The following is a 25,816-nucleotide window of genomic DNA, read 5'->3' on the forward strand; positions in this document are numbered from 1 at the left end:
ACAGTCGTGGCGCGACCGTCGATATGCGTAGGCGCAAGCGTAAACGCGCGCATACAAACCACAATTCTAACGGGTTATGAGATATTTACCAAGAAAAAGCCTCAAAATATAGTGTCTCATTCAACACAAAGAATAAGGCCTATTCCTTGCGCCCAAAGCTCTTGTTAAAAAGATGGGGTGTTCCATACAGATGTACAGAACACCCCATCGTGAGAGCTTTATCAAAAAATCAATATGGTTTTAGACTTTCTCAACCTGCGAGAAAGATACCGTTACAGGAGTCTCGCGCTCGAAGACAGAAATGAGAAGAACCAAGGAAGAAGATTCTGGCTTAATCTCAGAGATGGTTGCTGGGTATCCCACGAACGGGCCGTCTTTAACGTTGACGGTTTCTCCCACTTCGTAATCGACCTCGATTTGAGGTTGAGGAGGCTCAATATTGCCAGCCTTCGCCTGTTCTTCAACAAATACGGGAGCCAACATATCGATGACTTCGTTAAGGCGTAGAGGAACAGGGTTGTAGGCGTCAGAACCAACGAATCCGGTAACACCGGGGGTGTGGCGAACAAGACCCCATGATTCATCGGTTAGTTCCATGCGCACAAGAACATAACCGGGGATACGAACACGGCGAACAATTTTTTCGACAGTGTTTTTGTATTCTTTGACTTCTTCCATAGGAACTTGTACTTCAAAGATGTACTCTTCCATGTTCAAAGTCTGCGCACGAGATTCGAGGTTGCCTTTAACCTTGTTCTCGAAACCAGCATAAGTATGAACGACGAACCAGTCGCCCTCTTGGCGGCGCAATTGAGATTTAAAAGCCTCTAGAGGGTCAACAGCTGGCTCAGAGTCAACAGCAGATTCCTCCTCAGAAGAGTTTTCTTCTGATATTTCGAGGGTCTCTTCTGACGTGTTAACGTCTAGAGCGTCTTCTACCTCGACCTGCGCGTCATCAGCGGTAGCCTGCTCAGAAACCTCAACAGCTTCCTGCGCTTCGTGTGCAAGTTCCTGCTCGGACACGGTTCTCCTACTTTCTCTTGAACTTATCTGGCTCTATTAGTTGCAGATTCTTAAAAGTTTACTTAATTGTTCCGTTTCCGAAAATCCAGAACGCAGCCTGACCAAATAGATAATCAAGACCGAAGATGAGAAGAATCATGAAAGTAACGAAGCCCAAAACAATAATGACGTAATTGACGAGCTCTTTGCGAGTGGGGGTCGTAACCTTTTTGAGTTCACTGATTACTTCACGAATAAATTGGAAGATACGCGCGAAGATTCCGCGACGTTTTGTTACGCCGTCCTCTTGAGTGGCGGCGGTTCCGTTAGTGGCAGTTTCAGCCATGGCAGGCCCGCCCCTTTCTGCTTAGGTCCATCTCAAAAAACGTCTAGATTAACGTCTTTTTATTGAATTCTTTACGGAGCTATTGCAGGGCGGACAGGACTCGAACCTGCAACCTGCGGTTTTGGAGACCGCTGCTCTACCAATTGAGCCACCACCCTTTGAACTTTCGTTCATGTGTTGTCGTATAAGCGATAACTTGCAGACAGCACAGTATTGTTCGGTTGCGAACAACAAAGACTACTGTAAGGGATTATTTTGCCTTTGGCAATTCCAGCAACACTTTTTATTGCATATTTCACGTTCAAACAAGCACTTCTTTGAGTAAGAAAACTGTTATTTCACCGTGAAACATCTATTTTTCTCGGAAGTTTATCTCGGCAGAGTCTCGTCATGATGCCTTGAGATTGTTTAGCATGGTGATACGAGCATATTTTTTGAGCAAAGTATCGCTAAAACTTACGGTACAGAAAGCGGGTCTCGAGAATGACTACCCAACGTATTTCCCCTCGCATTGGAGCTATTGCACCTTCTGCAACTTTGGCTGTTGATTCCAAAGCAAAAGCTCTTATCGCACAGGGTAGACCAGTCATTGGATTTGCTGCAGGAGAGCCAGACTTTCCCACCCCCGATTACATCGTTGAGGCAGCAGCTCAAGCGCTAAAAAATCCACAGAATTTTCGGTATAGCCCAACGCCCGGCTTGCCAGCTCTCAAGGAAGCAATCGTCAAAAAAACACGACGTGATTCAGGCGTTGATATTGAGGCCTCTCAAGTTGTTGTCACCAACGGCGGCAAGCAAGCAGTTTACGAGGCTTTTGCAACCGTTATCGGAGACGGGGATGACGCCCTCTTACCAGCCCCCTATTGGACGACGTATCCAGAAGCTATTCGTCTTGCCGGAGGAAATCCCATCGAAGTTTTTGCAGACTCGCATCAAGACTACAAAGTAAATGTAGAGATGCTCGAAGCAGCTTATACTCCTACCACGAAAGCCCTCATTTTTGTTTCTCCGTCAAACCCCACCGGCTCGGTATATACCCCCGAAGAAACAAAAGCTATTGGGGAATGGGCATTGTCGAAAAAGATTTTTGTCATTTCAGATGAGATTTATGAGCACCTCACCTATGACGGCGTTCAAGCAACTTCTATCCTCAAAGCTGTTCCAGAATTAGCCGACTATGCCATTATTCTCAACGGTGTTGCAAAGACCTATGCAATGACTGGCTGGCGTGTTGGTTGGCTTTATGGCCCAGCAGACGTTGTTAAAGCGGCAACAAACTTGCAATCCCATTTGAGCTCTAACGTCAACAATATTGCGCAACAGGCTGCACTTTGCGCTGTCTCGGGCCCTCTTGATGCAGTGCATTCTATGCACGAAGCCTTCGATCGCAGACGAAAAACTATGGTAGAAGGACTCAATTCCATTGATGGTGTTTTCTGCCCAACTCCTCAAGGTGCTTTTTATGCTTATGCAGATGTTCGCGGGCTCTTCGGCAAGAGCATCGGAGGTGTCACTATTGACAGTTCAGCAACTCTTGCAGAAGTGATTTTGGATCAGGCAGAGGTAGCGGTTGTGCCCGGTGAGGCTTTTGGTCCTTCCGGTTATCTGCGTTTATCGTATGCGTTAGGAGATGCCGATTTAGCCGAAGGTTTAGGGCGCATTCAGAAACTTTTAGCGACTGCAGTGTAGGTGTTCCGTGGTGGTAGTGGCTTATCCCTGTTGATTTATGAGTTATGTCACCTGATTCAGACACACCAACAACTCCCACAACTACCCACACAACACCAAATTCATTACAATAGATTGAAGGATAGGTTTCCGTAGAAACTCTTGATTTTTCAGGTTTTACTTCAGGTAAAACACACACAAATTCAAGGTGACGCAGAAGCAAAAAACATAAAAACCCAACTTTACGTTGTGGGACTTTAGGAGACGCACGTTATGAAAATTGGTCTACTCACCTCCGGTGGCGACTGCCCAGGACTCAACGCCGTCATTCGCGGCGCTGTACTTAACGGAATCAAAACCTACGGACATGAGTTCGTCGGATTCCGTGACGGCTGGCGTGGCGTTGTCGAAGGAGATTATATGGATCTCCCCCGTACCAAGGTACGCGGTCTAGCACGTCAAGGCGGAACAATTCTCGGAACCTCCCGCACCAACCCATTTGACGGACCACACGGTGGCCCCGAAAACATCGAAATCATGATGGAACGCAACCACATCGACGCTATCGTCGCAATTGGTGGCGAAGGAACCCTAGCCGGCGCTAAACGCCTAGCAGATGCAGGACTACCTGTTGTTGGTGTTCCCAAAACAATTGATAATGACCTCCAAGCAACCGATTACACCTTCGGATTTGACACCGCAGTATCCATCGCAACCGACGCAATGGATCGTCTACGCACCACCGGTGAATCTCACCACCGTTGCATGGTTGCAGAAGTGATGGGACGCCACGTCGGCTGGATTGCACTACATTCTGGCATGTCTGCAGGCGCTCACGCCGTACTCATTCCCGAACAAAAAGTTTCGATGGAACAAGTGGCAAAATGGGTCAGCGAAGTCTACGAACGTGGACGCTCCCCCTTGGTTGTTGTTGCAGAAGGATTCATCCCCGAAGGATTCGACGAAGTCCTCCACAATAAAGGCCTCGAAAAAGACGGCCGTCCCCGTCTCGGAGGTATCGGAGAATACGTCACCCAAGAACTCGAACGAATTACCGGAATTGAAACGCGCAACACCATTCTTGGTCACATCCAAAGAGGTGGAGCACCTACCGGATTTGACCGTGTTCTAGCTACCCGTCTTGGTATGGCAGTTATCGACATGGTTCATGATAAAGACTGGGGCAAGATGGTAGCTCTTCAAGGCACCGACATTAACCGTGTAGACCTCTCAGTAGCACTTGACGGACTCAAGAGCGTCCCTCAAGAACGCTGGGATGAAGCTAAAGTTCTTTTTGGGCGCTAAAGAATAGAGCCACCTCATAAAAGCTGAGGGCTTTGGGTGTACTACCACAAGTAGTACACCCAAAGCCCTCAGTCGTATCACCAAGGATTATTCTTCACGACGTAAGAATTGGCGACGTTCTTGGCGCCCAACAGCTTGCCCTGCATCAGCAGAGACGATAACGGTCTGAGCCGCTGCATAATGAACTTCGCCAGCACCCTCCAACTCATCAACAACACGCAACGGAGCTTGAGGATCCACAGAGCGTTTAATAACAGCTAGTGCAATAGGCCCCGCTTCCCAGTGCTGAGCGACAGAAGTGATAACCCCTACTTTCCGAGTATTGAAATACACGCCAGCGCCAACAGTTGGCAAAGTATGTTCAGAACCATCTAAGTCAAGAAACACTAGACGACGAGGAGGATGCCCCAAATTATGCACCCGAGCAACAGTTTCTTGCCCTTTGTAGCAGCCTTTAGAAAGATGCACTGCACTTCGCAGATAATCTAGCTCATGGGGAATGCTCTTATGATCGACTTCCGTTGCATATCGAGGTCTCCACGCTTCAATACGCAACGCTTCAGCAGCCCACATGCCTACAAGCTCGCAAGCACTAGCAATATCTAGGAGTTCTTCGCGAGGGATAATAGACATGAAACGTTGGTAGTCACAGGCAGGATGTTCTTGTGCGTCTATTTCGGTGTAGCTGACTCCCCCAACACAAACGCTATGCCAGGGGTCTTCCCAACACGGAGCTTTCGAGAGGGCCTCCGGCGCCTGAGTATTCGTACGAGGGTCATCCCAAGAACACAGCACTGCATAGTCTTCGCTGACATCAGAAACCGTCACATCGAGCATAAATTTCATGGAGTTGAGGTACTCGGTCAATGGCTGATTCTGTTTTGGTTCGCATATTAGCCAGAGTTTCTCCCCGTCTTCAAGAACATACGGGGCATACTCAATACGCCCTTGTGGGCTAAGTAATAGCAACTCAGTACTATGGTGAGCAGACAGCCCCGAAAGTTCTTGTGAAGAGAGAGAACTAAGCCAACGATGCCGATCCGACCCACCAACGGTAACTACCCCAAGATGAGAATAATCAGCAATGACATGGCGTTCAGCACCTAAGCTGATACGTCGTTGCTCTCTGATGGGGTCACCATAATGTGCCGCTACAGGTGCGTCTACGCCAGAACCAGCAAATACGCCGTATGCCTGATGAAGAGGGCTAAGGTACTCTGCCATCTTCTAGTTCTCAGTATCTTTCGAAGAGTCTTCGGAAGTTTCAGCTTCGGTGTTAAAGACATGTCCGCCAAGGTCCAGACCGCTCATGGAACCTGTTTTGCGTAGTTCTGCTGAAGCATGTTTATGGAGTTTTCCCTCTTGATCAGCAATTTCCCAATCCCACATGAGGTTCCCATTGACCAAACCCCAAAGACGCACTGAACCAGCGTATTCTTTAGAGATTTCATCGCGCATGAGGTTTCCGGTTTGCATACGAATAACAGGGCCTTTAATGAGCCCTACATAGTTTTCGCTAATACCGCCGGGGTGAGTAATAGCAGCAAGAATGTTGAACCCGTCATCACCGTTACGTAGTTTTTCAACTGATTCGGCGTCAGGGTACGCAGGTACGATGTCAGCAGGTTTGAGTCCTGGCCCAACATCTGCATCGCATTGGGTTCTGTCAACCTGCCAGAAACCAGTCTCTACTGTGAGCGGGCGCAGTTTGTTTCCGTCATCGTCAAGGAGGAAGGACTCTGCACGGTATTCGACAAATGGTAAACCATCTTGTGTAAATGTCATGATTTGACCAAATGGTGTTCCGTTTTCTTCGTCGTACCATAGGGTTCCGGTACCTTCCCACGTGCCAAGAAGCCATGAGAGTGGAACAAGTTCGGGGGTTAAGTTACTGGGAATTTCAATAGGCATGGTTCTAGTCTATAAGCCATCATAATTTTGCGCGATACTACAGCTACACCAACAAAAAACTTATATTTTCTGGTGCACAGAAGAACTCAATAAAAAAGAGGTGTTAACGCTCTACAGTGAGCGTCAACACCTCTCATAGAGTCGACGATTGGAAAATATTATTTTTGCCCTTTAAAAAGCCCTCGAACAACAGCAAACATGCTTCCGAAGATGCATGCCCCCGAGAAAGCTAGTAGGCAAAGAAAGAAAATTTCTAGTGCAACGTTCATGGGCTTCACCCTATCATAGATGTGAGCATAATCGCGATAACATAGCTGATGACTCCCACAAAGGCTACCGGCGTAACACCCAATGTTACGGCCCCTCGTCGAGGCCCTTCTTGAGGCCCAGCAGAGACAAGACGTGCACCAACTAACGCTGTTAATACGCAGACGACAGTCCCCGCCACCATCATCGGAAACGGAGAATGAGTGCTCTGATACACATTAGCCAGCCCTACCCATCCAGCAACGGAAACAGAAGCTAAAACGCCAGTAGAGCACGCTATCACCGACTCTAATCTACCGCGAGCGCCTTCTCCTCGAGAAAGCTCAATCAGGAAGCTTGCAACGACGCCTAACGCTGCAATAGCAGGTAGGAGGTAGAGTCGCTGTTGTTGAGTGTGGATAGTGAGAGTCATAGCGACCGCACACAACCCGCTGAGCAGAATAATTACGGAGTGAGAGTAGATTCTTCTGACTCGACGTAGTTCAGCCACGCCGGTTGCCGCAGGCCATCCTCCCGCAATAAGAGCCACCACCAAAAAACCGAATCCAGCAGTCAAGGTGGGGCTAAAAAAAGAAGTGACGATAAAGCATAGAAGAGAGAAAAATGCGCAGAGAGCTACAAGACGATACCGTGAAGATGTTGTTCTTCCGATAGCGCCGATGCGCCCTGAATACATCACCTGATCACGGTGTTTTCTAAGTTGTGGGATGAAGTTTCGGTAGATGTAATTGTTTGCCCGGTGGGGTGTTTTAGCCATATATGCCTATTTTCTCGCTGAGCGTCGATATCTTCTCAAGAACTTTCTGCAATGTCTTCTTAGGAACTACTCTACCTAGTGTTTTTCTTAAGAGGCGTATCCATATTCGGTTCACGTCGTGTTCAGTTCAACATAAGTTTTATATGATGGTCTACATATTGTTTTTGTAGAGTACGAACTCAACACCGTCCGATGTATCAAGGAGAGATAACGAAAGATGCTTCATATTCTTTTACTTTCGGATCTCTCTCCTTCTCCTGTTCAGGTGTTACCAGCTTTAGATTTGTTGAGTCATCGATGTGAACAGGCACCGTTAAATCTCTCTGTAGCGCAGATTGATACCGAAAATACTGATGTGGTGTTTATTGATGCCAGAGAGGCGCTTGTAACAGCTCGCAATACGGCTCAGCTTCTCAAGGCTGCCGGTTTAAGCGTTCCTGTTGTCATGGTGCTGACCGAAGGCGGTATGGCGGCAGTGTCTAACACGTGGATGGTCGATGATATCATTCTTGATTCTGCAGGGCCTGCAGAGTTAGAAGCACGTTTGCGTCTTGTCACCGCTCATATAGAGCAAGAAGTCGAAGACTCAACCGTAATACGAAGCGGTTCTGTCACTATCGATGAGGCATCGTATACTGCCCGTTTGCACGGGACTCCTTTGAACCTTACCTATAAAGAGTTTGAGCTGCTCAAGTTCTTGGCACAACATACGGGAAGAGTCTTTACTCGTAGTCAGTTGCTATCAGAAGTGTGGGGATACGATTATTTTGGTGGCACTCGTACAGTAGATGTGCATATCCGTCGTTTACGCTCAAAATTAGGGATTGAGCATGAGCACCTCATTTCGACTGTGCGCAATGTTGGATATAGTTTTAACGCTCCACGTTCCTAAACCGTTGAGAATCGTAGGTTATGCCCTGTTCACTGGTTGTTTAACGAGATTTTAGGGGATCTTCTCATCTCATTGTGGCGTCTTGTTCGCTTCATAAACCATCACTCACGGTAGAGTTAAGAGGATAGTTATTTGTCCTCTATATCTATACGTAAAGAATCCGGTGACGTTGTCATGTCTTATCGCGAAGTGCAAGAGTTTAACACCTGCACTGTTGCTCTCTCACGGTCAATACACGATTTTGCCCAATCTTTACTCAGCTTAGAAGGGACGTGCCCGTTCTCAGAGCAGTCTCTTCTTCTGGTCGATAGAATCTGCCATAGCTCAGGGCAAGAACCATCGCCCATGGTGGGGGTCAGCATGTATGAGGGCACGACCCTCATAGGGGTGTTTCTTGCATTAAACGTTGAAGGTACACAACTTCTTATAGAGGGGGGTGTGCACCCACAATATCGAGGGCAAGGTCTTGGTTCGGTGCTCACACAAAAGCTCTTTGAGCGTATCGACACAGATTACCCGCACTATACTCGCGTAGCGTGGGCGCATCAGGTTCGTGCAGAACAGGGCCAACAGCTCATTGAACGTTCTACGCATTTAGCGCAACGTCATGGCCTCGAGCCGGTACGACGTCTACACCAGCTTGAATTTGAGCTCACACCAAGCTCTCGTCAGCAACTATCAGAATTAGTTCGACACAACCCTATTTCAGCAGAGTACACGGTGCGTCCGTTTATTCCAGGTACTGATAACCAGCAGTGGCTAGAGCTTAACGCTCAGGCCTTCGCACAACACCCAGAGCAAGGATCACTTACCGCAGAAGACTTAGCTCAAAGACTCCACGCCGATTGGTTTAACGCTGAGGGTTTCTTACTTCTTGAAACCATACAGCCCCTAGAAGATGGCCAAAAACAGACACCACAACTTGCAGGTTTTCATTGGACCAAAATACCGGCAGGACAAGAACATCAAAAGCTTCGAGAAGGCGAAGTCTATGTTCTTGCGATATCCCCTGAACATCAAGGAAAAAATCTTGGTAAGGCACTCTTATTTGAGGGGATGAACTATCTGGCACAAGCACGACTCAAAGACGGCTCGTCTTTGAACCGAATTATTTTATATGTCGATGAAGAAAACCATGCCGCGTGGAATCTTTACCGTCAGATAGGTTTTGAGTCTCTTTCTACCGACATTATGTATGCCATAACAGCACACTAAACACCTGAGCTCATTTTTATAAAACTTACATATACCCGTTGTTCTACCGTTGAAAGGAACATCATGGCCGAAAAAGTTCAGCGTCAGCGTCCGATAGCTGCTGAGGAGAATTCTCAGCATATCGTCACAGATATTAGCAAAATCGAACGTGCAAAAACTCAAGGAGACCGCATTGAGGCGGTAGAGAAACTTGTGCTTCCAGATATTCAAGGAGACTTCGGCCCAGAACGTTTCTTAGATCGAGAAACAAGCTGGCTAGATTTTAATACTCGTGTTTTAGAGTTAGCAGAAGACCCCGATTTATATTTGCTTGAGCGTCTCAACTTCTTATCCATCGTTGGGTCAAACCTCGATGAATTCTTTATGGTGCGCGTAGCAGGCTTACGTCGACGTATTGCAACAGGTATTGCTGTTCCCACCCCCGCTGGCCTATCGGCAGATGCGCAAATGGAACAGATTGCAGACTCTGCCCATCAGCTGATGGAACGTCAGCACCGTTGTTTCCATCAAGAAATTCTCCCTGCGCTGGCACAAGAGAATATTTATCTTGTTCGCTGGTCAGACATCACCAAAGAAGAGCAAAAACGCCTCACCCAATACTTCTTATCTGAGGTATTTCCTATTCTTACTCCGTTGGCTGTAGACCCAGCACACCCCTTCCCCTATATTTCGGGGCTATCGTTGAATCTTGCGGTTGTCATACGTAGTCCGCAAAGCGGCAAATCCCTCTTTGCGCGTCTGAAAGTTCCCGATCAAATTGATCGTATGATTTCTTTAGATGGGTCTCGTGCGCTGAACTCTCCTTCACGTGAAGCACGTTTTATCTCCCTTGAAGAAGTTATCTCTCATAACTTGCATTATCTCTTCCCCGGCATGGAAATTGTTGAACAGCATGCGTTCCGTGTAACCCGTAACGAAGATTTAGAGGTTGAAGAAGATGATGCAGAAAACCTGCTCAAAGCTCTCGAAAAAGAGTTGCTCCGCCGTCGTTTCGGCCCTCCGGTACGTCTAGAGGTTGAAGACACTATCACCCCCTATACGCTATCTTTGCTCATCTCTGAGCTACGCATCGAAGAATCTGAAGTGTATAAGCTACCAGCGCCTTTAGATTTGCGTGGTATGAGCCCCATTGTTAAAGCTAATCGTCCAGCCTTGCATTATCCTAAGCATGTTGCTCACACTTCACGATGGCTCAATGAGAACGAAACATCAAAAGCTGCAAAAGTTTTTGCGGCAACACGTTCACATGATGTGCTGCTCCACCATCCTTATGATTCTTTTGCAACGAGTGTTCAAGCATTTTTGGAACAGGCAGCTGCAGACCCGAATGTTATGGCCATTAAGCAGACGTTGTACCGCACTTCTGGAGATTCTCCGATTGTGGATGCGCTGATTGAAGCTGCTGAAGCCGGTAAACAGGTACTTGCTCTTGTCGAAATCAAGGCACGTTTTGATGAAGAAGCCAATATTAAATGGGCGCGTAAGCTAGAACGTGCTGGTGTCCATGTGGTTTATGGCATTGTGGGGCTTAAAACGCACTGTAAACTTTCGCTGGTTGTTCGTAAGGAAGGCGACAAGCTCCGTCGTTACTGCCATATCGGTACGGGTAATTATCATCCCTCTACTGCACGGTTCTATGAGGATTTGGGTCTGCTCACCTGTGATGAACAAATTACAGAAGATGTCTCACGTCTGTTCAATCAGCTCTCAGGATATGCTCCCAAAACAAGTTATACGTCGTTGCTTGTGGCGCCACATTCTATTCGTTCTGGGCTGATTGAGCATATTAACCGTGAGATTGAACATCAGCTTGCTGGTCGAGAAGCAAAGATTCAGATTAAATGTAATTCCATGGTGGATGAAGCAATTATTGACTCTCTCTATCGCGCCTCTCAAGCCGGTGTTAAGGTCAATGTTGTTGTCCGTGGCATTTGTTCTTTACGTCCTGGAGTTCTGGGCTTATCAGAGAACATTCAGGTGCGTTCCATTTTGGGGCGTTTCTTAGAACATTCTCGTGTGTTTACCTTTGCTAATGGTTCAGAACCGAAAATTTTTATCGGTTCTGCAGATATGATGCACCGCAACCTTGATCGTCGTGTAGAAGCGTTAGTCCCTATCAAGAATGAGGCCCACCAACAATATCTGTTGGATATGTTTGACCTCTATGTTTCAGATAGCACCTCAAGCTGGCACCTTGATAGTCAAGGTACGTGGAAACGTCATTATCTGGATCAGGACGGCAATCCGCTAACAGATGTTCAATCCTATTATTTGGAATCTCGAGAGCGTCGACAAGGAAAATAATAACTTTTTAGAGTTTGAGTCGTAAGCGGATTATCATTTGTACGCTTTGGTTCTTTAGAATGTCTTGTGGAAGGTTTTCTTCCACAAGACATTCTTTGTTCACACACAGGTAAGGCCCCTCCGCTATGGCAAAAGAGTCGGTGTATTCTGCTCATCGTTGTGATGACGATTATTCGGTGACACGTGTTAGCGATAACGAAGTACCTGTTACGGCAGCAGGATGTATCGTCTGGCGTTATAAGCATGAGCGTTTAGAGACTCTCATCATCCACCGTCCTCGCTATGATGATTGGTCGTGGCCTAAAGGCAAACAAGATAGTGGCGAAACAATTGCTGAAACTGCTATCCGTGAAGTCCGTGAAGAGGTGGGGTTAGACGTTACTCTTGGGGTGCCTCTGGCCCGCACCGAATACCCTGTTAAACGTAAAACAAAACATGTTTACTATTGGGCTGCGGAAGTATCTGCTACCACAAAACCTCACGCCGATATGGGTGAGGTAGATGAATTGCGCTGGGTCACGCCAGAACAGGCGTTTACCATGCTAACCAACGAAACAGATCAAGAACCTCTTGAAGCGTTAGTTCGTCTTTGGGAACAAAAAGATCTTGCAACTCGTTCTCTTGTGGTGATTCGTCATGCAAAAGCTAAACCACGTTCAACGTGGACAGCTGCCGAGGGGGAACGCCCGTTAGCGGCAACGGGAAAACGTCAAGCATTATCGGTATGCCGACTTTTACAGGCTTGGGCTCCTCAAAAAATTTATTCTTCACCGTGGAAACGCTGTATGCAAACAGTGGCTGCATACACTAAAAATACGGGTATCACTATCAAAGAGAAATCTACTTTGACAGAAGATTCTCATCATCGTCATCCTAAACGTGTTGTACGTTTTGTGGAATCACTTTTCGATAAGGAATATCCGGTGGCTTTGTGTACTCATCGTCCTGTTTTGCCGACGGTTGTTGAGGTTTTTGCAAAGAGTGTTCCTCAGTCTGTAGCCAAAAATTTTCCTTCTCGTGACCCACGTTTAGAGTTGGGTGAGTTGTTGGTGCTTCATATCAGTAAGTTACGTCCTACGCGTATTGTCTCGTGGGAGCGTATTCGTTCTTTTGACGACTAATCAGCTCACCATATTAGGTGTGTTGTTAACCTCTCTCTTTTTCTAGGAGAGAGGTTATTCTTATTTTACGTAGGATAAGATAACTGGTATCTAATTTTATTGTTGTCTACCAGATTTTCCTATGTTCTCTTCTGCTCCAGCGTCTAACTCATCCATTCCTACATCCTGTGAAGATATGTCATCTGCACAGCCTGTTCCTACCCCTTATGAAGATTTATTAGCCGAGATTATGGAGCAGGGACAAGATAAAGCAGACCGTACCGGTACAGGCACCCGCTCAGTTTTTGGTCGGCAGATGCGTTTTGATTTGAGGGAGTCTTTTCCCCTCATCACCACAAAACGTGTTCATTTTAAGTCAGTCGTTTTAGAGCTTCTATGGTTTTTGCGCGGAGACTCTAACGTCCGTTGGTTACAAGAGCGCGGTGTCACCATCTGGGATGAATGGGCAGATGAAAACGGTGATTTAGGCCCCGTATATGGTGTGCAATGGCGTAGCTGGCCAACTCCTGACGGGCATAGTGTAGATCAGATTGCGCAAGTTATTGAGTCATTAAAAAATTTTCCGGATTCTCGCCGTCATATTGTTTCGGCGTGGAACCCTGCAGAAGTAGACCAGATGGCGTTGCCTCCTTGTCACGCTCTCTTTCAGTTTTATGTTACTCACCGTCCAGATGGTGTTGATGAGTTAAGCTGCCAGTTGTATCAGCGTTCTGCTGATATGTTCCTTGGCGTACCGTTCAATATTGCCTCCTATGCACTTTTGACGCATATTATTGCTAAAGAAGTGGGAATGGTTCCTGGTGAGTTTATTTGGAGTGGTGGAGATTGCCATATTTATTCCAACCACTTTGAACAGGTGAGAGAGCAACTTTCGCGAGAGGCTCGCCCCTACCCCACTTTAGAGATTCGTGATGCTACGTTAGAAACCTACGAGTACGAAGATTTTGAGCTTGTAGGTTATGACCCGCATCCAACCATTAAAGCGCCTATCGCCGTTTAGGCGTCAGGTTATTCTGGCTAAGGAATACCCCCGTTATGAGTAGTTTTGTTCTTCACGCTATTTGGGCTCAGGCAGCAAACCGAGCGATGGGACGTGAGGGCACTATGCCGTGGCATGTGTCCGAAGATTTGCGTTTCTTCCGGCAACGTACAACAGGGTCAGCTGTGGTGATGGGTCGTAAGACGTGGGAGTCTTTCCCCGAGGCGTTCCGTCCGCTGCCGAACCGTTTTAATATTGTTATTTCTCGTTCTATTAGTGCGCCGGTTGAGCGTGATGGTGCGTTGTGGGTAGGTTCTTTAGAGCAGGCTCTTGAAGGTGCTGCTACTCCAGAAAAGTTTGACGTCGGTGCCCCCTGTCAGGCTATTTCAGAAGACGATGATACAGCGCAGAATATTTGGCTTATCGGCGGTGCACAATTATTTGAGCAGGCACTTCACCGTACCGATTTACCGGTAGTACGTTCCGGTGCTGTTGAGCAGATTCTTCGCACCACCTTTGATGTTGCAGTAGAAGACGCTGACGTGTTCGCTCCCATCATTGATGAACAATCTTTTGCTGCTGTTGAGACAATCCGTTCTTTCGTCAGTGAGCAGGGGTGGATTAGCCCTCGCGCCGGTGAGAAGAACAGCCCTGTTCGTTGTGTCATTGAGCGTCTTATTCGTTCATAATGCGGGGTGTTCTGACCAATATATGAACCGTAGGTTCGGTTCTGTTCCTTCAGGCGCGGTAGACTGTCCCTATGAATTTTACGACCGGTGACTCAGTAGCTTTTGTTGGATATCGTGGCATGGTTGGGTCTGTGCTGATGAAACGTATGGAAGAAGAAGACGATTTTTCAGGTATTACTCCCGTCTTCTATTCCACCTCTCAGGCAGGTCAACCAGCTCCTTCGTTTAAAGGGGCAGAATCCAACGACGTTCTTCATGATGCGTATGATATTGAGGATTTAGCGCGTCATCGTGTCATTCTCACCACTCAAGGTGGCGACTATACTTCACGAGTACATCCCCAGTTGCGCGAACGCGGTTGGGACGGTATCTGGATTGATGCAGCGTCCACTTTACGTATGAACGATGATTCAGTGATTGTTCTTGATCCGGTGAACCGTCATGTGATTGACCGTGCCCTTGAATCGGGTGTTAAAGATTTTGTGGGCGGTAACTGCACTGTTTCCTGTTTGCTGATGGGTCTTGGTGGTTTATTCAAGAACGGTCTTGTCCAGTGGGCTAGTTCGATGACTTATCAGGCAGCTTCTGGTGGCGGTGCCCGCCATATGCGTGAGGTTCTCAAGCAATTCCGTGATGTGTCTGCTGAGGTCAGTGCGGATCTTGACGACCCTGCCGCAGCCATTTTGGATATTGACCGTCAGGTTCTTGCAAAGCAGCGTTCTGGTCAGCTAGATACTGAACAATTTGGTGTGCCATTGGCAGGTTCGTTGATTCCGTGGATTGATAGCGATTTGGGTCAGGGGCAGTCTCGTGAAGAGTGGAAAGCTGAAGTTGAGGCGCAGAAGATTCTGGGGCTTTCCGATGATGAGCGGATTTTGATGGATGGTTTGTGTGTGCGTATTGCGACGATGCGTTCTCATTCTCAGGCTTTGACGCTCAAACTTACGGAGGATATCCCGTTGGCTGAGATTGAGCGTTTGATTGATGAGGATAATCCGTGGGCTAAGGTTGTTCCGAATACTCGTGAGGATTCTATGCGTGATTTGACTCCGGTTGCTGCTTCTGGTTCTTTGGAGATTCCGGTTGGGCGTTTGCGGAAGATGTCGATGGGACCAGAGTATTTGAGTGCTTTTACGGTAGGTGACCAATTATTGTGGGGTGCTGCTGAGCCGGTACGTCGTATGCTCAATATTGTGACGGGAAAGCTATAAGAGGGTTTTTTGTTCGCCTTGCTCATGTTGTTGTGGCGGGTGTAGCTTCTTGATAAAAATACGCGGTATTTGACTGCTCTGAGAGAGTTCGTCACATACCGCGTATTTTTATGGTGTGTAGGTTTTATATTTGGTTTTTTCGTTGGCGACGTTCTTCAGATCGTGCTTTAAAACGGCGCCAGATACCGATAACTTTTGCTTTAGCCCAGAGGTTGAGGCGGTGTGCCCACGCAAATTCGGTGCCCCATAACCCCATGCCGAGGAAGATGAAGAGCCATCCTGGACCGGGTGTTACGAGCATGACGATTCCGGCGAGAATGCAGAGGAGTCCTAGCGTAATAACGATGAAACGGTGTATGACCAAAAGTAGCGGGTGTTTACTCATAAAGTTTCGTAGCTTCGCTAGTTTTTGGTGGATTTTGCTATCTTGGCTCTCATTAATTTCTTGGTCTAAAGACATTGTTTTTAGGCCTTCCCACTTTTATCAAGCGCTCATCGTTAGGAGTGTAAAAACTATTTATATCCTAAAAAGCTGGTGAGTTTCCGATAAATGCTGGTGAGTTAGTCTAGCGTTATGCCGACCATGACGGGTTCTGGTACTAAATGGACACCAAATTTTTGGGTTACGCCCTCACGTACGGTACGAGCAATGGCTAGGATGTCTTGGCATTGCGCGTTTCCGCGGTTGGTGATGGCCAGAGTGTGTTTTGTTGACAGTGATGCTCTAGCACCGCAGATGTCGTTGTGCTCGCGGTCTAGCCCGAAACCTTTGGAGAATCCGGCGTGTTCTATCAACCATGCCGCGCTGAGTTTAGTTTTGCCGTCGATGAGGTTTCCTTGTACATCGTAGACGGGGTATTGTGGCGCGTTTTGTGGAAGATTTTTGAGCTGGGTGTTGTCGATAATGGGGTTGGTGAAGAAGGAGCCGGTGGAATAGGTGTCTCGGTCTTGTGGGTTTAGCACCATTCCTTTTGATGCGCGTAGCATCAGCACTTTTTCTCGTACGTCTTGTAGTTCTGCTCGGTCTCCTGCATTAACTCCGAGTTGTCGGGCTAGTTCTGCATATCGGATAGGGGCAGATTCTGCTCGTTTTTCGAGGGTGAAGACGACGCTGAGCACAACATAGCGGGAGAGCCCGTTAGACATGTGTTGTTTCAGGAGTGAGTCTCGGTAGGAGAAGTGGAGTTCTTCGTTGCTGAAAGTGATGATTTCGTTGGTGTTTCTATCCCATACGCGTACCTGTGTGATGGTGTGCGCTACTTCAGAGCCGTAGGCGCCGACGTTTTGTACGGGGGTTGCGCCAACGGTTCCGGGGATACCAGAGAGCGCTTCTACCCCAGACCAGCCTTCGTTCACTGCGTGTTCTACGAATCCGTCCCAGGAGTGTCCAGCTTGTACACGGACGGTGACGGTTGTTTCGTTGCTATCAGCGTCAAGGATTTCTATGCCTTCGGAGACAATATGGAGTACTGTTCCGTTGAAGCCTTCGTCTGAGACAAGGATATTTGAGCCTCCACCGATAATTAGAAGAGCATCTGAGCGTTGCTGTACATCTTTGAGCGCGTTAATGATATCTGCTTCGGAGGATGCTCGAATATAGGTTTTTGCGGGTCCGCCAACTTCTGCGGTGGTTATTTCTTTCAACAACATTTCATTCACGTTCTCTAGTCTAGCGTGCGTGGCGGTTGTTCATTCTGTTCTGAATGAACCTGTATCGAAGTTATTATGGGCAAAGATTCGGTGTATATGGGGCGGTGTTGTGTGGTTTTTTCTGGTGGTCTGAGGTGTTTGGTGAGGAACATGGAGAGGAGGATGAAGCCGAGGACGATAGAGAGTCCTTGGCGGATACCGAAGTGTTCTCCGAGTAGTCCAAGTAGTGGTGGTCCGCCGAGGAAGGCTGCATATCCAATGGTTGATACGACTGAGACGCGCACCGCTGATTTGTGAGAATCGTCTGAAGCTGCTGACATGCCGGTGGGGAATCCAAGCGAAACACCGATACCCCAGATGAGTAGACCAAGGAATCCGATGAGTACGTTTGGGGCGAAGATGAAGATACTCAGCCCGCATAGGGCTAAGGTGCAAGTGGCACGTATGACGGGCACTCTACCGTAGCGGTTGAGGAACCATGTGCCGCTGAGGCGTCCGAAAGTCATGGCTCCTACGAATACGGCGTAGCCAATGGAACCGGTGGTAGCGTCTGCTCCATATTCTTGAGTGAGTGCTAGTGCTGCCCAGTCGTTGGCGGAACCTTCGGCGAGCGCCATTCCGAGGACGAATAATCCGATGAAGATGGTGTGTTTGTCGCGCCATGCGTCGCGTACTTTGTAGGAGGATACTTGTTGCATGGTGTGGGTATCTTCTGCCCCGTAGTGTTCGCTGTGGCATTGTGAGATGGAGTATGCAACGATGATGGCAATAAGGCAAGCGAAGTAGATGCTGTGCCAGAGGAATGGTATCCCAAGTTGAGTGTCGAGGGCGCTCAGTAGTGCCCCAATGACGGTTCCAATAGAGAAGAAGCCGTGCATGGTGGAGGTGACGAATCGCCCTAAGGCTCTTTCGACAGCGACGCCTTGGACATTAGCTGAGACGTTTGAGACGGCACTACCTAGGCCTATGGTACTGAGGCAGATGACGGCGAGGGGGATGTTGCTGTAGTGTACGGCGATGCCGACTCCTGCTAAACCGCAGGTGGAAATTGAGTAACAGAATTTTAAGCAACGTCTAGCGCCAAAGCGTGAGACGAGTATTCCTGAAGCGGTAACAGCGAGGAAGGAGCCGAGTGTTTGGGCGAGAAGGAGTAGCCCCATGGGTCCGGCAGAGAGTTCTAGCCCGTGAGCGATATCGGGTAGGCGTGCTAGCAGCCCCGATAATGCTAGTCCGCTGGCAAAGAATATTGCCAGAATAGCTCGGTACCAGGTGTTGATGTCTTTTCTGCTCAGAGGGGTTGAAACCAACCGGATGCCCTTTCGACCAGTAGTGTGAAGTTGTTTGTTTTTAGAGTTGTACGATGGCTTGTGCTTTGAGGAGAACTTTTTGTTCTTTGCCGTTTTCGTCTGTGGTGGTGACGGTGAGGTCTACTCGTGTTTGTTGTGTGTCGGGGTAGAGTTCTGCAATTTTTCCTGAAACGTGCACGGTTGCGGTGGGTTCTTGGGGGTTTTGTTGTGCTGGTGCGTCGGGAACGATGACGGGTTTGCTGAAACGGCATTGGTAGTCGATGATGGCGCCGGGGTCGGTTGCCCATTCGCTGACGAGGTTGATGGCTAGCCCCATGGTGTACATTCCGTGGGCGATGACTCCTGGTAGTCCTACGGATTGTGCGAACCGTTCGTTCCAGTGGATGGGGTTGTAGTCTCCTGATGCTCCGGCGTATTTGATGAGGTCGGCTCGGCTAATAGAAAAGCTTGTGTTGCCGATGTTCTCGCCTTTTTCGAGGGTGTTGAAGGTTGGTTTCATGGTTATTCTCCTCGAATGAGTAGTGAGGTGGTGCAGGTGCTCAGTAGTTCGCCATCGGTGGTGTGTAGTTCTTCACGTGTGGTGAGCATTGCGCTAGTGCCGATCATGCGGAGGTTTTCTACGTGCACGGAGGTGATGATGTTATCTCCGGCGGTGATGGGTTGGTGGTGGGTGAATCGTTGGTCGGCGTGGACGACTCTGCTGAAGTCAATGCCTGATTCTGGGTCTTGAATGAGTAGGCTATCTGCTTGTTGTGCCAAGATGATGGCGTAGGTTGGTGGTGCAATGATGTCACGATAGCCGGCTTTTTGTGCGGTTTTGGTGTCGTGGTGTAGGGGTGATTGTGCTTGTGTTGCGTGCGCAAATTCTCGGATGTGTTCTTTTCCAACGGTGTAGGGGGTGTTGTTGGTGTATGTTTTTCCGAGGATTTCGGGGTTAATTTTTTGGGTGTTGGGCATGGTCTTAGTCTATAGCTTTGAGGTGAAGATGACCTATTCTTGCTTTGTTTTTGTGATGTGCTGTCGGTGTGAAGGTGCTGGTTATTCCCTTATTGATATTGTTTTGGAAATCTCAAGTTTTATTGAGAGTCTGCTTGTAGCAGATAAACAGTGGGGGTAATCTGGAGCACAGAATAGATAAAGGTTATAGTGCTTTACCTGTGAGGTAATTCCGTTGAGTGTTATTTCAGGGCTGAGACAATAAAGATATAAAGGAATATTCCATGTCCGTGCAGCGTACTTTTTTCATGCGAGTTTTATCTTCTACTGTGGTTATTCCGCTTCTTGCTTTAGCAGGCTGTTCTGGTGAAGCCCAAGAGCAGTCTCATTCTTCGCAGGTTGTACCGGCAAATATTAAACCGGCGCAAAATCCTGACCCGCAGGCGATGGAGAAAATTAATCAGTTGTTCTCTGTGACCGAAACGATGCATAAGGCGCAGCAAAAGGCGTTGATTCAGTGTGTTGCTCAGCATGGGGCACATATCGTAGAGGTTCCACTCTCCACCTATAGCGTTCAAAAAGAAACTTTTTCGCCGCTTTCTCTCGAACATGCACGCCAATACGGTTACGGTAATGGAGACGCCGTCATTGAAAAATCTATCGTCCAGCAAGACGATCCTCAAGCCCAAGAATTTATCATGGGAAACCCCATGAACGGTAGCGTTAGCGTAGAAGGCATAGGTGGTGCTATCGCTAAAGACGGTTGTCTTGCCCAAAGCTATCAAGAAGTTTTTGGCACACCTGAAGCCGGTGTTATTTTTGTGGGAGGTCCGCAAGCCATCGTAGAGCCGTACCGCCAAGCAATCTGGAAAGACCCTCAAGTAAAAACAATTGAACAAGAGTGGTCACAGTGCATGAAAGAAGATTTTCATCAAGACGTCCCTAATACGATTGAAGCCAGAAAACATGATTCATCCGTTGAATCAGCCGTACAAGATGCACAATGCCGTGAAAAAACCGGCTACGATCAAAAAATGGCAACACTATCTAACGCCTATTACACGACTTTGCTCAACGATAAACCAGCTTTGATTGAAAATATCGCCCAAGCAAAGAAAACTGCTGAAGAAAATGCACCCAAAATCATTCAGCAAACACCATAAACAATAGATATTCAGGTTGGGGTTTCACTACGACAAGTGAAACCCCAACTCATATCGTGTTGTGCCCCTTCCCTACACGTTGCGCCCCTGAGCAGAAAGACATCTCATGACGGCTACCAAAACATCCAAGCTTTGGGTCATTCTCCTCGTAGTGATTCTCTGCGCTATCACCATCGGTTCGCTCATTCTTGCTATGAGCTTTAAAACAACCGCCCAAAAAGCAGCAGAAGCAGCTGCACCACCCCCATCAACCGTTACAGCAGAAGTCACTAAAGAACGCCTACGCACCGTTACTGACGTCATCTGCACACCTGGGTACAGTGGCACAACAAATCTACAGCCCCGTAATATCGCTCCCAACGGACAATACACCAATATTGATATCGTCCAAGATGAGGTACTCCGTCAAGGATCACACCTAGCAGATATCAACGGCTCCCCTGTAATTGCACTCATTGGAGGATTCTCCCTCTACCGAGACCTACATCTTGAAGACTCTGGTCCCGATGCCGAACTACTCAACAACAACCTTCAAGAGCTCGGCTTGATGGGAAATCAAGGTGCCACTATCACCGCCGAAACGTACCGTGCTCTCAACGCCCTCTACGCGGGTTTTGGGTACCCACCGCTAAAGAACGAAGACACTATCCCTGTCTCAGGTTTTATTGTCCTGAGCGAACCATCCACCGTCATTAGCGCACCACGAAGCACCGGAGACGCTCAAACTGAGCCACTAGCACGTATTGCTGCTGGCACCAAAGAACTCCTGTGCACCGGCCCATCAGGAGAACTCACCCCCGAAGCACAAGACGGGCAGAAAATTCTTTTCCCCGCATTCTCTAACACCGAATACACAGCCCGACTCACCACCCCCACCCAACAGCAAAATACTGATAACGCACCAGAACAAGCACTCCCACACAATGAAGGTACGCCACCAGTCATCAACGCACCTCAAGAGAAGAAAAAGCTTGTTCTCAATATCCCCGAAGAACTCTCCGCCAACGAAGGAACCGTTCGAGGAGTGCTCGTCCTACAAGAAGCGCCAGAAGACCAGCTCGTTGTACCAACCTCAGCAATCTTCAACCGAAATGGAACCGATAAAATCACTCTCGTCAAAGGGGATTCTGAAGAGGAAATCCCTATTCAGGTGATTTTCTCGGCAGAAGGTAAAAGCGCAATTACTGCCCAAGGACACGAGCTCGCCCCCGGAGAACACGTCAAAATACCGGTAGGTGCATAGATTCTATGACGACTCAAGAACATAGCGTCATCGCTGAGAATCTCTCCAAAGGATTCGTTCAAGGCGAAGAGCACATCACCGTCCTTGAACAGCTCAATCTCACCCTCAATTATGGTGAGGTAATCGCCATCCTTGGGCCTTCTGGCTCTGGTAAAAGCACCCTATTGAACATCCTCGGGTTACTATCAACTCCCGATGAAGGAACTTATGTTCTAGACGAGGAAGATACCTCAGCCCTTAACGCCAAAGAGCGAGCGCTCCTTAGACTGCATAAAATTGCGTTTGTCTTTCAGGCATTTCACCTCATTGACCATAAAAATGTCTTTAAAAATGTTGAACTACCACTGATATACCAAGGTGTACCACCGCAAGAACGTGCAGAACGAGTGAAAGCCATTATTGAACGGCTTGGGTTATCGCACCGTCTTTACGCAAAAATTAATACCCTCTCTGGCGGCGAAAAACAACGTGTTGCCATTGCTAGAGCACTGGTGACAGAACCAAAGGTTCTTTTATGTGATGAGCCCACAGGCTCTTTAGACGCAGAACGAACCCAAGAAGTTATCGCATTACTACGAGAGGTCACAGGCGAAGAGCAAACGACCATTGTGGTCACACACGATAGCGATGTTGCGCGAGAATGTGACCACTGTTTACGTGTTGAATCAGGCAGGCTGGTCGAGGATACTCGTTATCGTCCTTCTGCCAATACTGCTCAACGAGTCAAAGATTCTTCTGTTGTACCGGTGCACGCAATAGAAATGAACCGTCCACGGTGGTTTGTTGCAAGTATCAAAGAAGCTTTTGACGCGTCGATACATCGCATGAGACGTAACCTTTTTACGATGTTTGCAGTAGCTTTAGGTATTGCTTCATTAGTTTTGACGGTGGGGCTTACAGCAACTATCTCGGGGCAGCTTTCGGACGCATTCGATGTGTTTCTTGCTCAGCGCGTCACGTTAGAGGAGACTTCAAAAACTCCGATGACTCAAGAGCAAATTCTTGAGTTAGAGCAATCTGCACCCTATAAGAACCTCAAAAATCTTCACGGAGTTAAAAACGTTGCGTTAATGAAGCAAGTAGTATCGGGGGCTATCGTGACGTCTGCCCCTGTGTTGGGACAGGCGAACTATTTTCAGGGAACAACGCCTGTCGACGCCTCTGTATATCGTGCAACAAGCAGCGTCTTTGTTGCACAAGGACAAAACCTTATTGCAGGTCGACTTTTCGACCAAGGCCATAGCCAAAGAGCCGATCAGGTTGCTGTTGTCGGGGAAGGTTTATTACAAAGGCTCAACATCACGTGGTCAGAAGGTTTATATCTTTACGTTAAGGGTGTTCCTATCAGCATTATTGGCGTCGTTTCAGAGAATCCTTCATTATCTGAAACCTATGCTTCCATCTATGTTCCATTAGGTTCAAAGCTCACGTTAAAAGATGCTGGCAGTATCAGTACAGAACCACTGAAAATTATTCTCGCGACAGACCCGGGTGCAACAAATCAGGTAGGGCAAGAAGCCGTATATACGATTTCTCCAGACCGCCCAGGAAAATTTACCGCGGTCTTACCACCTGAGCCGAAGACCCTTCGAAATGCGGTAGATACGCAGCAGAAGAACCTCCTTATCGCGATGTCGTTAGTGACGCTTAGTATTGGTGCTATTGGCATTATGAATACTTTTCTTGTAGCTGTCATTGAACGCCGTAAAGAAATCGGGTTACGGCTTGCTATTGGTACAGACCCTCGCGGTATTCTTCTTCAGATAGCCGCCGAAAGCATCATGGTCAGTGTCATTGGAACAATTGCGGGCATTGTTTTAGCCGTCAATGTCATTGCCGTTGTGTGCCTCATCAACCAGTGGACACCTATTATCGGTGCAGAAACTATAGGTATCGGGTTGCTCAGCGGTTTGCTTGTTGGTGTTTTAGCAGGGTTATACCCCGCGTTTAAGGCATCTCGTGTTGAACCGGTACAAACCCTCTCTGAAGGGTAAAACTTCTATCCCATCCCCCCATACATGTTAAGAGGTGCTTGTGATACTAGCTGTATCACAAGCACCTCTTAATATTTTACGTAGCTAAAATGGTGAAACCGTTACTGTTTTACGCGTTATATACCGTAGCTTTCTTCAGGGCACGAGGCGAACGAGCATCAAGAACAAAGCCAATGACTGCGGCAATGAGAGTCGGCACAGCCCAACCTAGCTCTTGAGAGAAACCAGGAGACCAGCTAATGAGCGGCGCAATTATTGCAGAACCCCACCCTAAGGTGTTCAACGCCGATAAGCTGGCAAAAGCTACTGCTACGCCCAACGCACCACGGAACGTCCAATAAAGATTCTTACCGGTGAAGGGTTCGATAAGAGTCAAGAAAATCAAAGTGATAGCGGCAGGATACAGAACCCCAATAATCGGAGCAGCAACCATCAGTACTGCGCTCAGTCCCAAGGTTGATAGGGCAAAAGCAATCAGAGAGAAAATTACTAGCCATACACGGTAAGAAATAGCGGGTACTAATTTAGCGAAGAATTCGCTTGTTGCACCTAAAAGACCAACAGCAGTAGTCAAACATGCCAAAAGGACGATGAGCCCAAATATGCTAGCACCCCAGCTTCCCATGGTCTGCTCTGCAGCATACGAGAGAAGTTGTGCGCCGTCTTCAAAAGAACGCCCTTGAGGAATATGCGCACCAATAATCGCTAGACCAGCATAAACGATTGCGAGAAGAACACCAGCAATGATGCCAGCGATACTCACACCACGGGTGAGCGCTCGCCCTTGAGGGATGCCTTTATGTTGCAAGGACGATACCACGATAATGCCAAATGCTAAGGCCGCCAGAGAGTCCATGGTGAGATACCCAGAAATAAAGCCAATGCTCAAGGGGTGTTCACCGTATTTTTCGGTAGGAGCTGGTGCGTCGCCACTAAAGGTTGAAATACCTAAGATTACGAGTACAGCAAGCAATAGTAGAAGTAGCGGGGTTAGCACTTTACCAAGAGCATCAACGATAGTTCCAGTGTGTAAGCACAGAGCAAAAGTTATCCCAAAGAAAAGTGCGCTAAAAAGTACTGCAGCAGGTAAAGAGTCAATACCAAAGATTGGTACGACGGCAGTGGAAAAGCTGACGACTGCAGTACGTGGTAATGCGTAGAATGCACCGATAGAAAGATATACCAGTACGGGGAAAAGAACACCGAAAATTACGCCACCGCGGTTGGCGAGGTCGTGTATATCGCGTCCAGAGATAGCGATAGCGAGGATACCTAGTACGGGTAGAGCGACTCCTGTCAGAAGAAAACCAATGAGTGCGGGAATAAAGTTTTCTCCGGCTTCGGCGCCAAGGGCTGGCGGGAAGATGAGGTTTCCTGCACCGAAGAACATAGAAAAGAGCATCAGTGCAGCGATAAAGATTGTTGATAAGTTTCGTACGGGGTGAGAGGTATGCACGGTTATAACCCATCATAATGAAATGTTGTATGGAACGATAGCAAAGAAAGCTCCTACGGCGAGAGCATTGTGTGCTACACCGTAGGAGCTACTAAAAAAGCTCATCCAGATATTATCTGAATGAGCTTTTTGCTGAGCCCCGACCGGGAATCGATCCCGGGACCTCCATCTTACCAAGATGGCGCTCTACCACTGAGCTATCGGGGCGAAGTAGCGGTGGACGGGCTCGATCCGTCGACCTCACGATTATGAGTCGTGCGCTCTAACCAGCTGAGCTACACCGCCAAGTATGTGCCTCATGTCAAGACTCATACAGAGCCCCGACCGGGAATCGATCCCGGGACCTCCATCTTACCAAGATGGCGCTCTACCACTGAGCTATCGGGGCAACAGGGAATAC

The 25,816-nt window shown here is 47.9% G+C and carries 22 protein-coding genes, 4 tRNA genes and 1 pseudogene; 12 read left to right on the forward strand and 15 right to left on the reverse strand.

What is annotated here, in order from left to right; genetic code table 11:
* Window positions 1–240: 240 nt before the first annotated feature.
* From nusG to ACN08X_RS01145, 3 genes are all read right to left on the reverse strand, one after another.
* The gene (nusG, locus tag ACN08X_RS01135) at window positions 241–1,023 is read right to left on the reverse strand and encodes a transcription termination/antitermination protein NusG (RefSeq protein WP_419107666.1); all 783 of its coding nucleotides are present in this window, start codon (window positions 1,021–1,023) and stop codon (window positions 241–243) included.
* 58 nt (window positions 1,024–1,081) lie between these two features.
* Window positions 1,082–1,348 (reverse strand): preprotein translocase subunit SecE, encoded by a 267-nt coding sequence (secE, locus tag ACN08X_RS01140; protein WP_419100898.1) that lies wholly within the window; start codon window positions 1,346–1,348, stop codon window positions 1,082–1,084.
* Between the two features lie 85 nt (window positions 1,349–1,433).
* Window positions 1,434–1,506 (reverse strand) — tRNA-Trp (locus ACN08X_RS01145).
* Between the two features lie 325 nt (window positions 1,507–1,831).
* Here ACN08X_RS01145 and ACN08X_RS01150 point away from each other — a divergent pair.
* Both ACN08X_RS01150 and ACN08X_RS01155 read left to right on the forward strand, forming a co-directional pair.
* Complete coding sequence (locus ACN08X_RS01150) at window positions 1,832–3,037, forward strand: pyridoxal phosphate-dependent aminotransferase (protein WP_419107667.1); 1,206 nt, start codon at window positions 1,832–1,834, stop codon at window positions 3,035–3,037.
* 252 nt (window positions 3,038–3,289) lie between these two features.
* Entirely contained in the window at window positions 3,290–4,321 is a 1,032-nt protein-coding gene (locus tag ACN08X_RS01155) for a 6-phosphofructokinase (protein WP_419100900.1), read from the forward strand.
* An 87-nt stretch (window positions 4,322–4,408) separates the two neighbouring features.
* Here the strand turns inward: ACN08X_RS01155 and ACN08X_RS01160 are convergent, their stop codons facing one another.
* From ACN08X_RS01160 to ACN08X_RS01170, 3 genes are all read right to left on the reverse strand, one after another.
* A complete protein-coding gene (locus ACN08X_RS01160) occupies window positions 4,409–5,545 on the reverse strand; it encodes a YgfZ/GcvT domain-containing protein (protein WP_419107668.1) in 1,137 nt (378 codons plus the stop codon).
* A gap of 3 nt (window positions 5,546–5,548) precedes the next feature.
* Window positions 5,549–6,232, reverse strand: a complete 684-nt coding sequence (locus ACN08X_RS01165; protein WP_419100902.1) for an FABP family protein — start codon at window positions 6,230–6,232, stop codon at window positions 5,549–5,551.
* A gap of 274 nt (window positions 6,233–6,506) precedes the next feature.
* On the reverse strand, window positions 6,507–7,256 hold the full coding sequence (locus tag ACN08X_RS01170; RefSeq protein WP_419100903.1) for a hypothetical protein: 750 nt from the start codon (window positions 7,254–7,256) through the stop codon (window positions 6,507–6,509).
* A gap of 217 nt (window positions 7,257–7,473) precedes the next feature.
* On the opposite strand from ACN08X_RS01170, the gene ACN08X_RS01175 reads away from it, so the two are divergent.
* From ACN08X_RS01175 to asd, 7 genes are all read left to right on the forward strand, one after another.
* A complete protein-coding gene (locus ACN08X_RS01175; RefSeq protein ID WP_419100904.1) occupies window positions 7,474–8,148 on the forward strand; it encodes a winged helix-turn-helix transcriptional regulator in 675 nt (224 codons plus the stop codon).
* Window positions 8,149–8,280: 132 nt separating this feature from the next.
* Window positions 8,281–9,363 (forward strand): mycothiol synthase, encoded by a 1,083-nt coding sequence (mshD, locus tag ACN08X_RS01180; RefSeq protein WP_419100905.1) that lies wholly within the window; start codon window positions 8,281–8,283, stop codon window positions 9,361–9,363.
* Window positions 9,364–9,426: 63 nt separating this feature from the next.
* Complete coding sequence (locus tag ACN08X_RS01185; protein WP_419100906.1) at window positions 9,427–11,667, forward strand: RNA degradosome polyphosphate kinase; 2,241 nt, start codon at window positions 9,427–9,429, stop codon at window positions 11,665–11,667.
* Window positions 11,668–11,792: 125 nt separating this feature from the next.
* Window positions 11,793–12,788, forward strand: coding sequence for an NUDIX hydrolase (locus ACN08X_RS01190; RefSeq protein ID WP_419100907.1), 996 nt, complete (start codon window positions 11,793–11,795; stop codon window positions 12,786–12,788).
* Window positions 12,789–12,963: 175 nt separating this feature from the next.
* Entirely contained in the window at window positions 12,964–13,788 is an 825-nt protein-coding gene (locus tag ACN08X_RS01195) for a thymidylate synthase (protein WP_419107669.1), read from the forward strand.
* A gap of 35 nt (window positions 13,789–13,823) precedes the next feature.
* Complete coding sequence (locus ACN08X_RS01200; protein WP_419107670.1) at window positions 13,824–14,456, forward strand: dihydrofolate reductase; 633 nt, start codon at window positions 13,824–13,826, stop codon at window positions 14,454–14,456.
* Between the two features lie 71 nt (window positions 14,457–14,527).
* The gene (asd, locus tag ACN08X_RS01205) at window positions 14,528–15,667 is read left to right on the forward strand and encodes an aspartate-semialdehyde dehydrogenase (RefSeq protein WP_419107671.1); all 1,140 of its coding nucleotides are present in this window, start codon (window positions 14,528–14,530) and stop codon (window positions 15,665–15,667) included.
* Between the two features lie 124 nt (window positions 15,668–15,791).
* Here asd and ACN08X_RS01210 read toward each other — a convergent pair whose 3' ends face one another.
* From ACN08X_RS01210 to ACN08X_RS01230, 5 genes and pseudogenes are all read right to left on the reverse strand, one after another.
* Window positions 15,792–16,127 carry a TIGR02611 family protein gene (locus tag ACN08X_RS01210; RefSeq protein ID WP_419105638.1) on the reverse strand — a complete coding sequence of 112 codons (336 nt, stop codon included), beginning with the start codon at window positions 16,125–16,127 and terminating at the stop codon, window positions 15,792–15,794.
* A 101-nt stretch (window positions 16,128–16,228) separates the two neighbouring features.
* On the reverse strand, window positions 16,229–17,326 hold the full coding sequence (locus ACN08X_RS01215; protein ID WP_419107672.1) for a UDP-N-acetylmuramate dehydrogenase: 1,098 nt from the start codon (window positions 17,324–17,326) through the stop codon (window positions 16,229–16,231).
* Window positions 17,327–17,331: 5 nt separating this feature from the next.
* Window positions 17,332–18,645 (reverse strand): annotated as a pseudogene (locus tag ACN08X_RS01220) (MFS transporter); the annotation flags it as partial.
* 19 nt (window positions 18,646–18,664) lie between these two features.
* Entirely contained in the window at window positions 18,665–19,123 is a 459-nt protein-coding gene (locus ACN08X_RS01225; protein ID WP_419100914.1) for a MaoC family dehydratase, read from the reverse strand.
* A gap of 2 nt (window positions 19,124–19,125) precedes the next feature.
* A complete protein-coding gene (locus ACN08X_RS01230) occupies window positions 19,126–19,581 on the reverse strand; it encodes an FAS1-like dehydratase domain-containing protein (RefSeq protein WP_419100915.1) in 456 nt (151 codons plus the stop codon).
* A 263-nt stretch (window positions 19,582–19,844) separates the two neighbouring features.
* Between ACN08X_RS01230 and ACN08X_RS01235 the strand changes: the two genes are divergently transcribed.
* The 3 genes from ACN08X_RS01235 to ACN08X_RS01245 all read left to right on the forward strand — a co-directional run bounded on the left by ACN08X_RS01235 (window position 19,845) and on the right by ACN08X_RS01245 (window position 23,960).
* Window positions 19,845–20,723 carry a hypothetical protein gene (locus tag ACN08X_RS01235; RefSeq protein ID WP_419107673.1) on the forward strand — a complete coding sequence of 293 codons (879 nt, stop codon included), beginning with the start codon at window positions 19,845–19,847 and terminating at the stop codon, window positions 20,721–20,723.
* 106 nt (window positions 20,724–20,829) lie between these two features.
* Complete coding sequence (locus ACN08X_RS01240) at window positions 20,830–21,966, forward strand: secretion protein HlyD (protein ID WP_419107674.1); 1,137 nt, start codon at window positions 20,830–20,832, stop codon at window positions 21,964–21,966.
* A 5-nt stretch (window positions 21,967–21,971) separates the two neighbouring features.
* The gene (locus ACN08X_RS01245) at window positions 21,972–23,960 is read left to right on the forward strand and encodes an ATP-binding cassette domain-containing protein (protein ID WP_419107675.1); all 1,989 of its coding nucleotides are present in this window, start codon (window positions 21,972–21,974) and stop codon (window positions 23,958–23,960) included.
* Window positions 23,961–24,069: 109 nt separating this feature from the next.
* Here ACN08X_RS01245 and brnQ read toward each other — a convergent pair whose 3' ends face one another.
* The 4 genes from brnQ to ACN08X_RS01265 all read right to left on the reverse strand — a co-directional run bounded on the left by brnQ (window position 24,070) and on the right by ACN08X_RS01265 (window position 25,804).
* A complete protein-coding gene (brnQ, locus tag ACN08X_RS01250; protein WP_419107676.1) occupies window positions 24,070–25,416 on the reverse strand; it encodes a branched-chain amino acid transport system II carrier protein in 1,347 nt (448 codons plus the stop codon).
* A gap of 135 nt (window positions 25,417–25,551) precedes the next feature.
* Window positions 25,552–25,623: transfer RNA gene (locus tag ACN08X_RS01255), tRNA-Thr, on the reverse strand.
* Window positions 25,624–25,627: 4 nt separating this feature from the next.
* Window positions 25,628–25,701 (reverse strand) — tRNA-Met (locus tag ACN08X_RS01260).
* Between the two features lie 31 nt (window positions 25,702–25,732).
* Window positions 25,733–25,804 (reverse strand) — tRNA-Thr (locus ACN08X_RS01265).
* Window positions 25,805–25,816 lie beyond the last annotated feature (12 nt).

It is taken from the genome of Rothia sp. P6271, from assembly GCF_048512995.1.
Taxonomy (GTDB): domain Bacteria; phylum Actinomycetota; class Actinomycetes; order Actinomycetales; family Micrococcaceae; genus Rothia.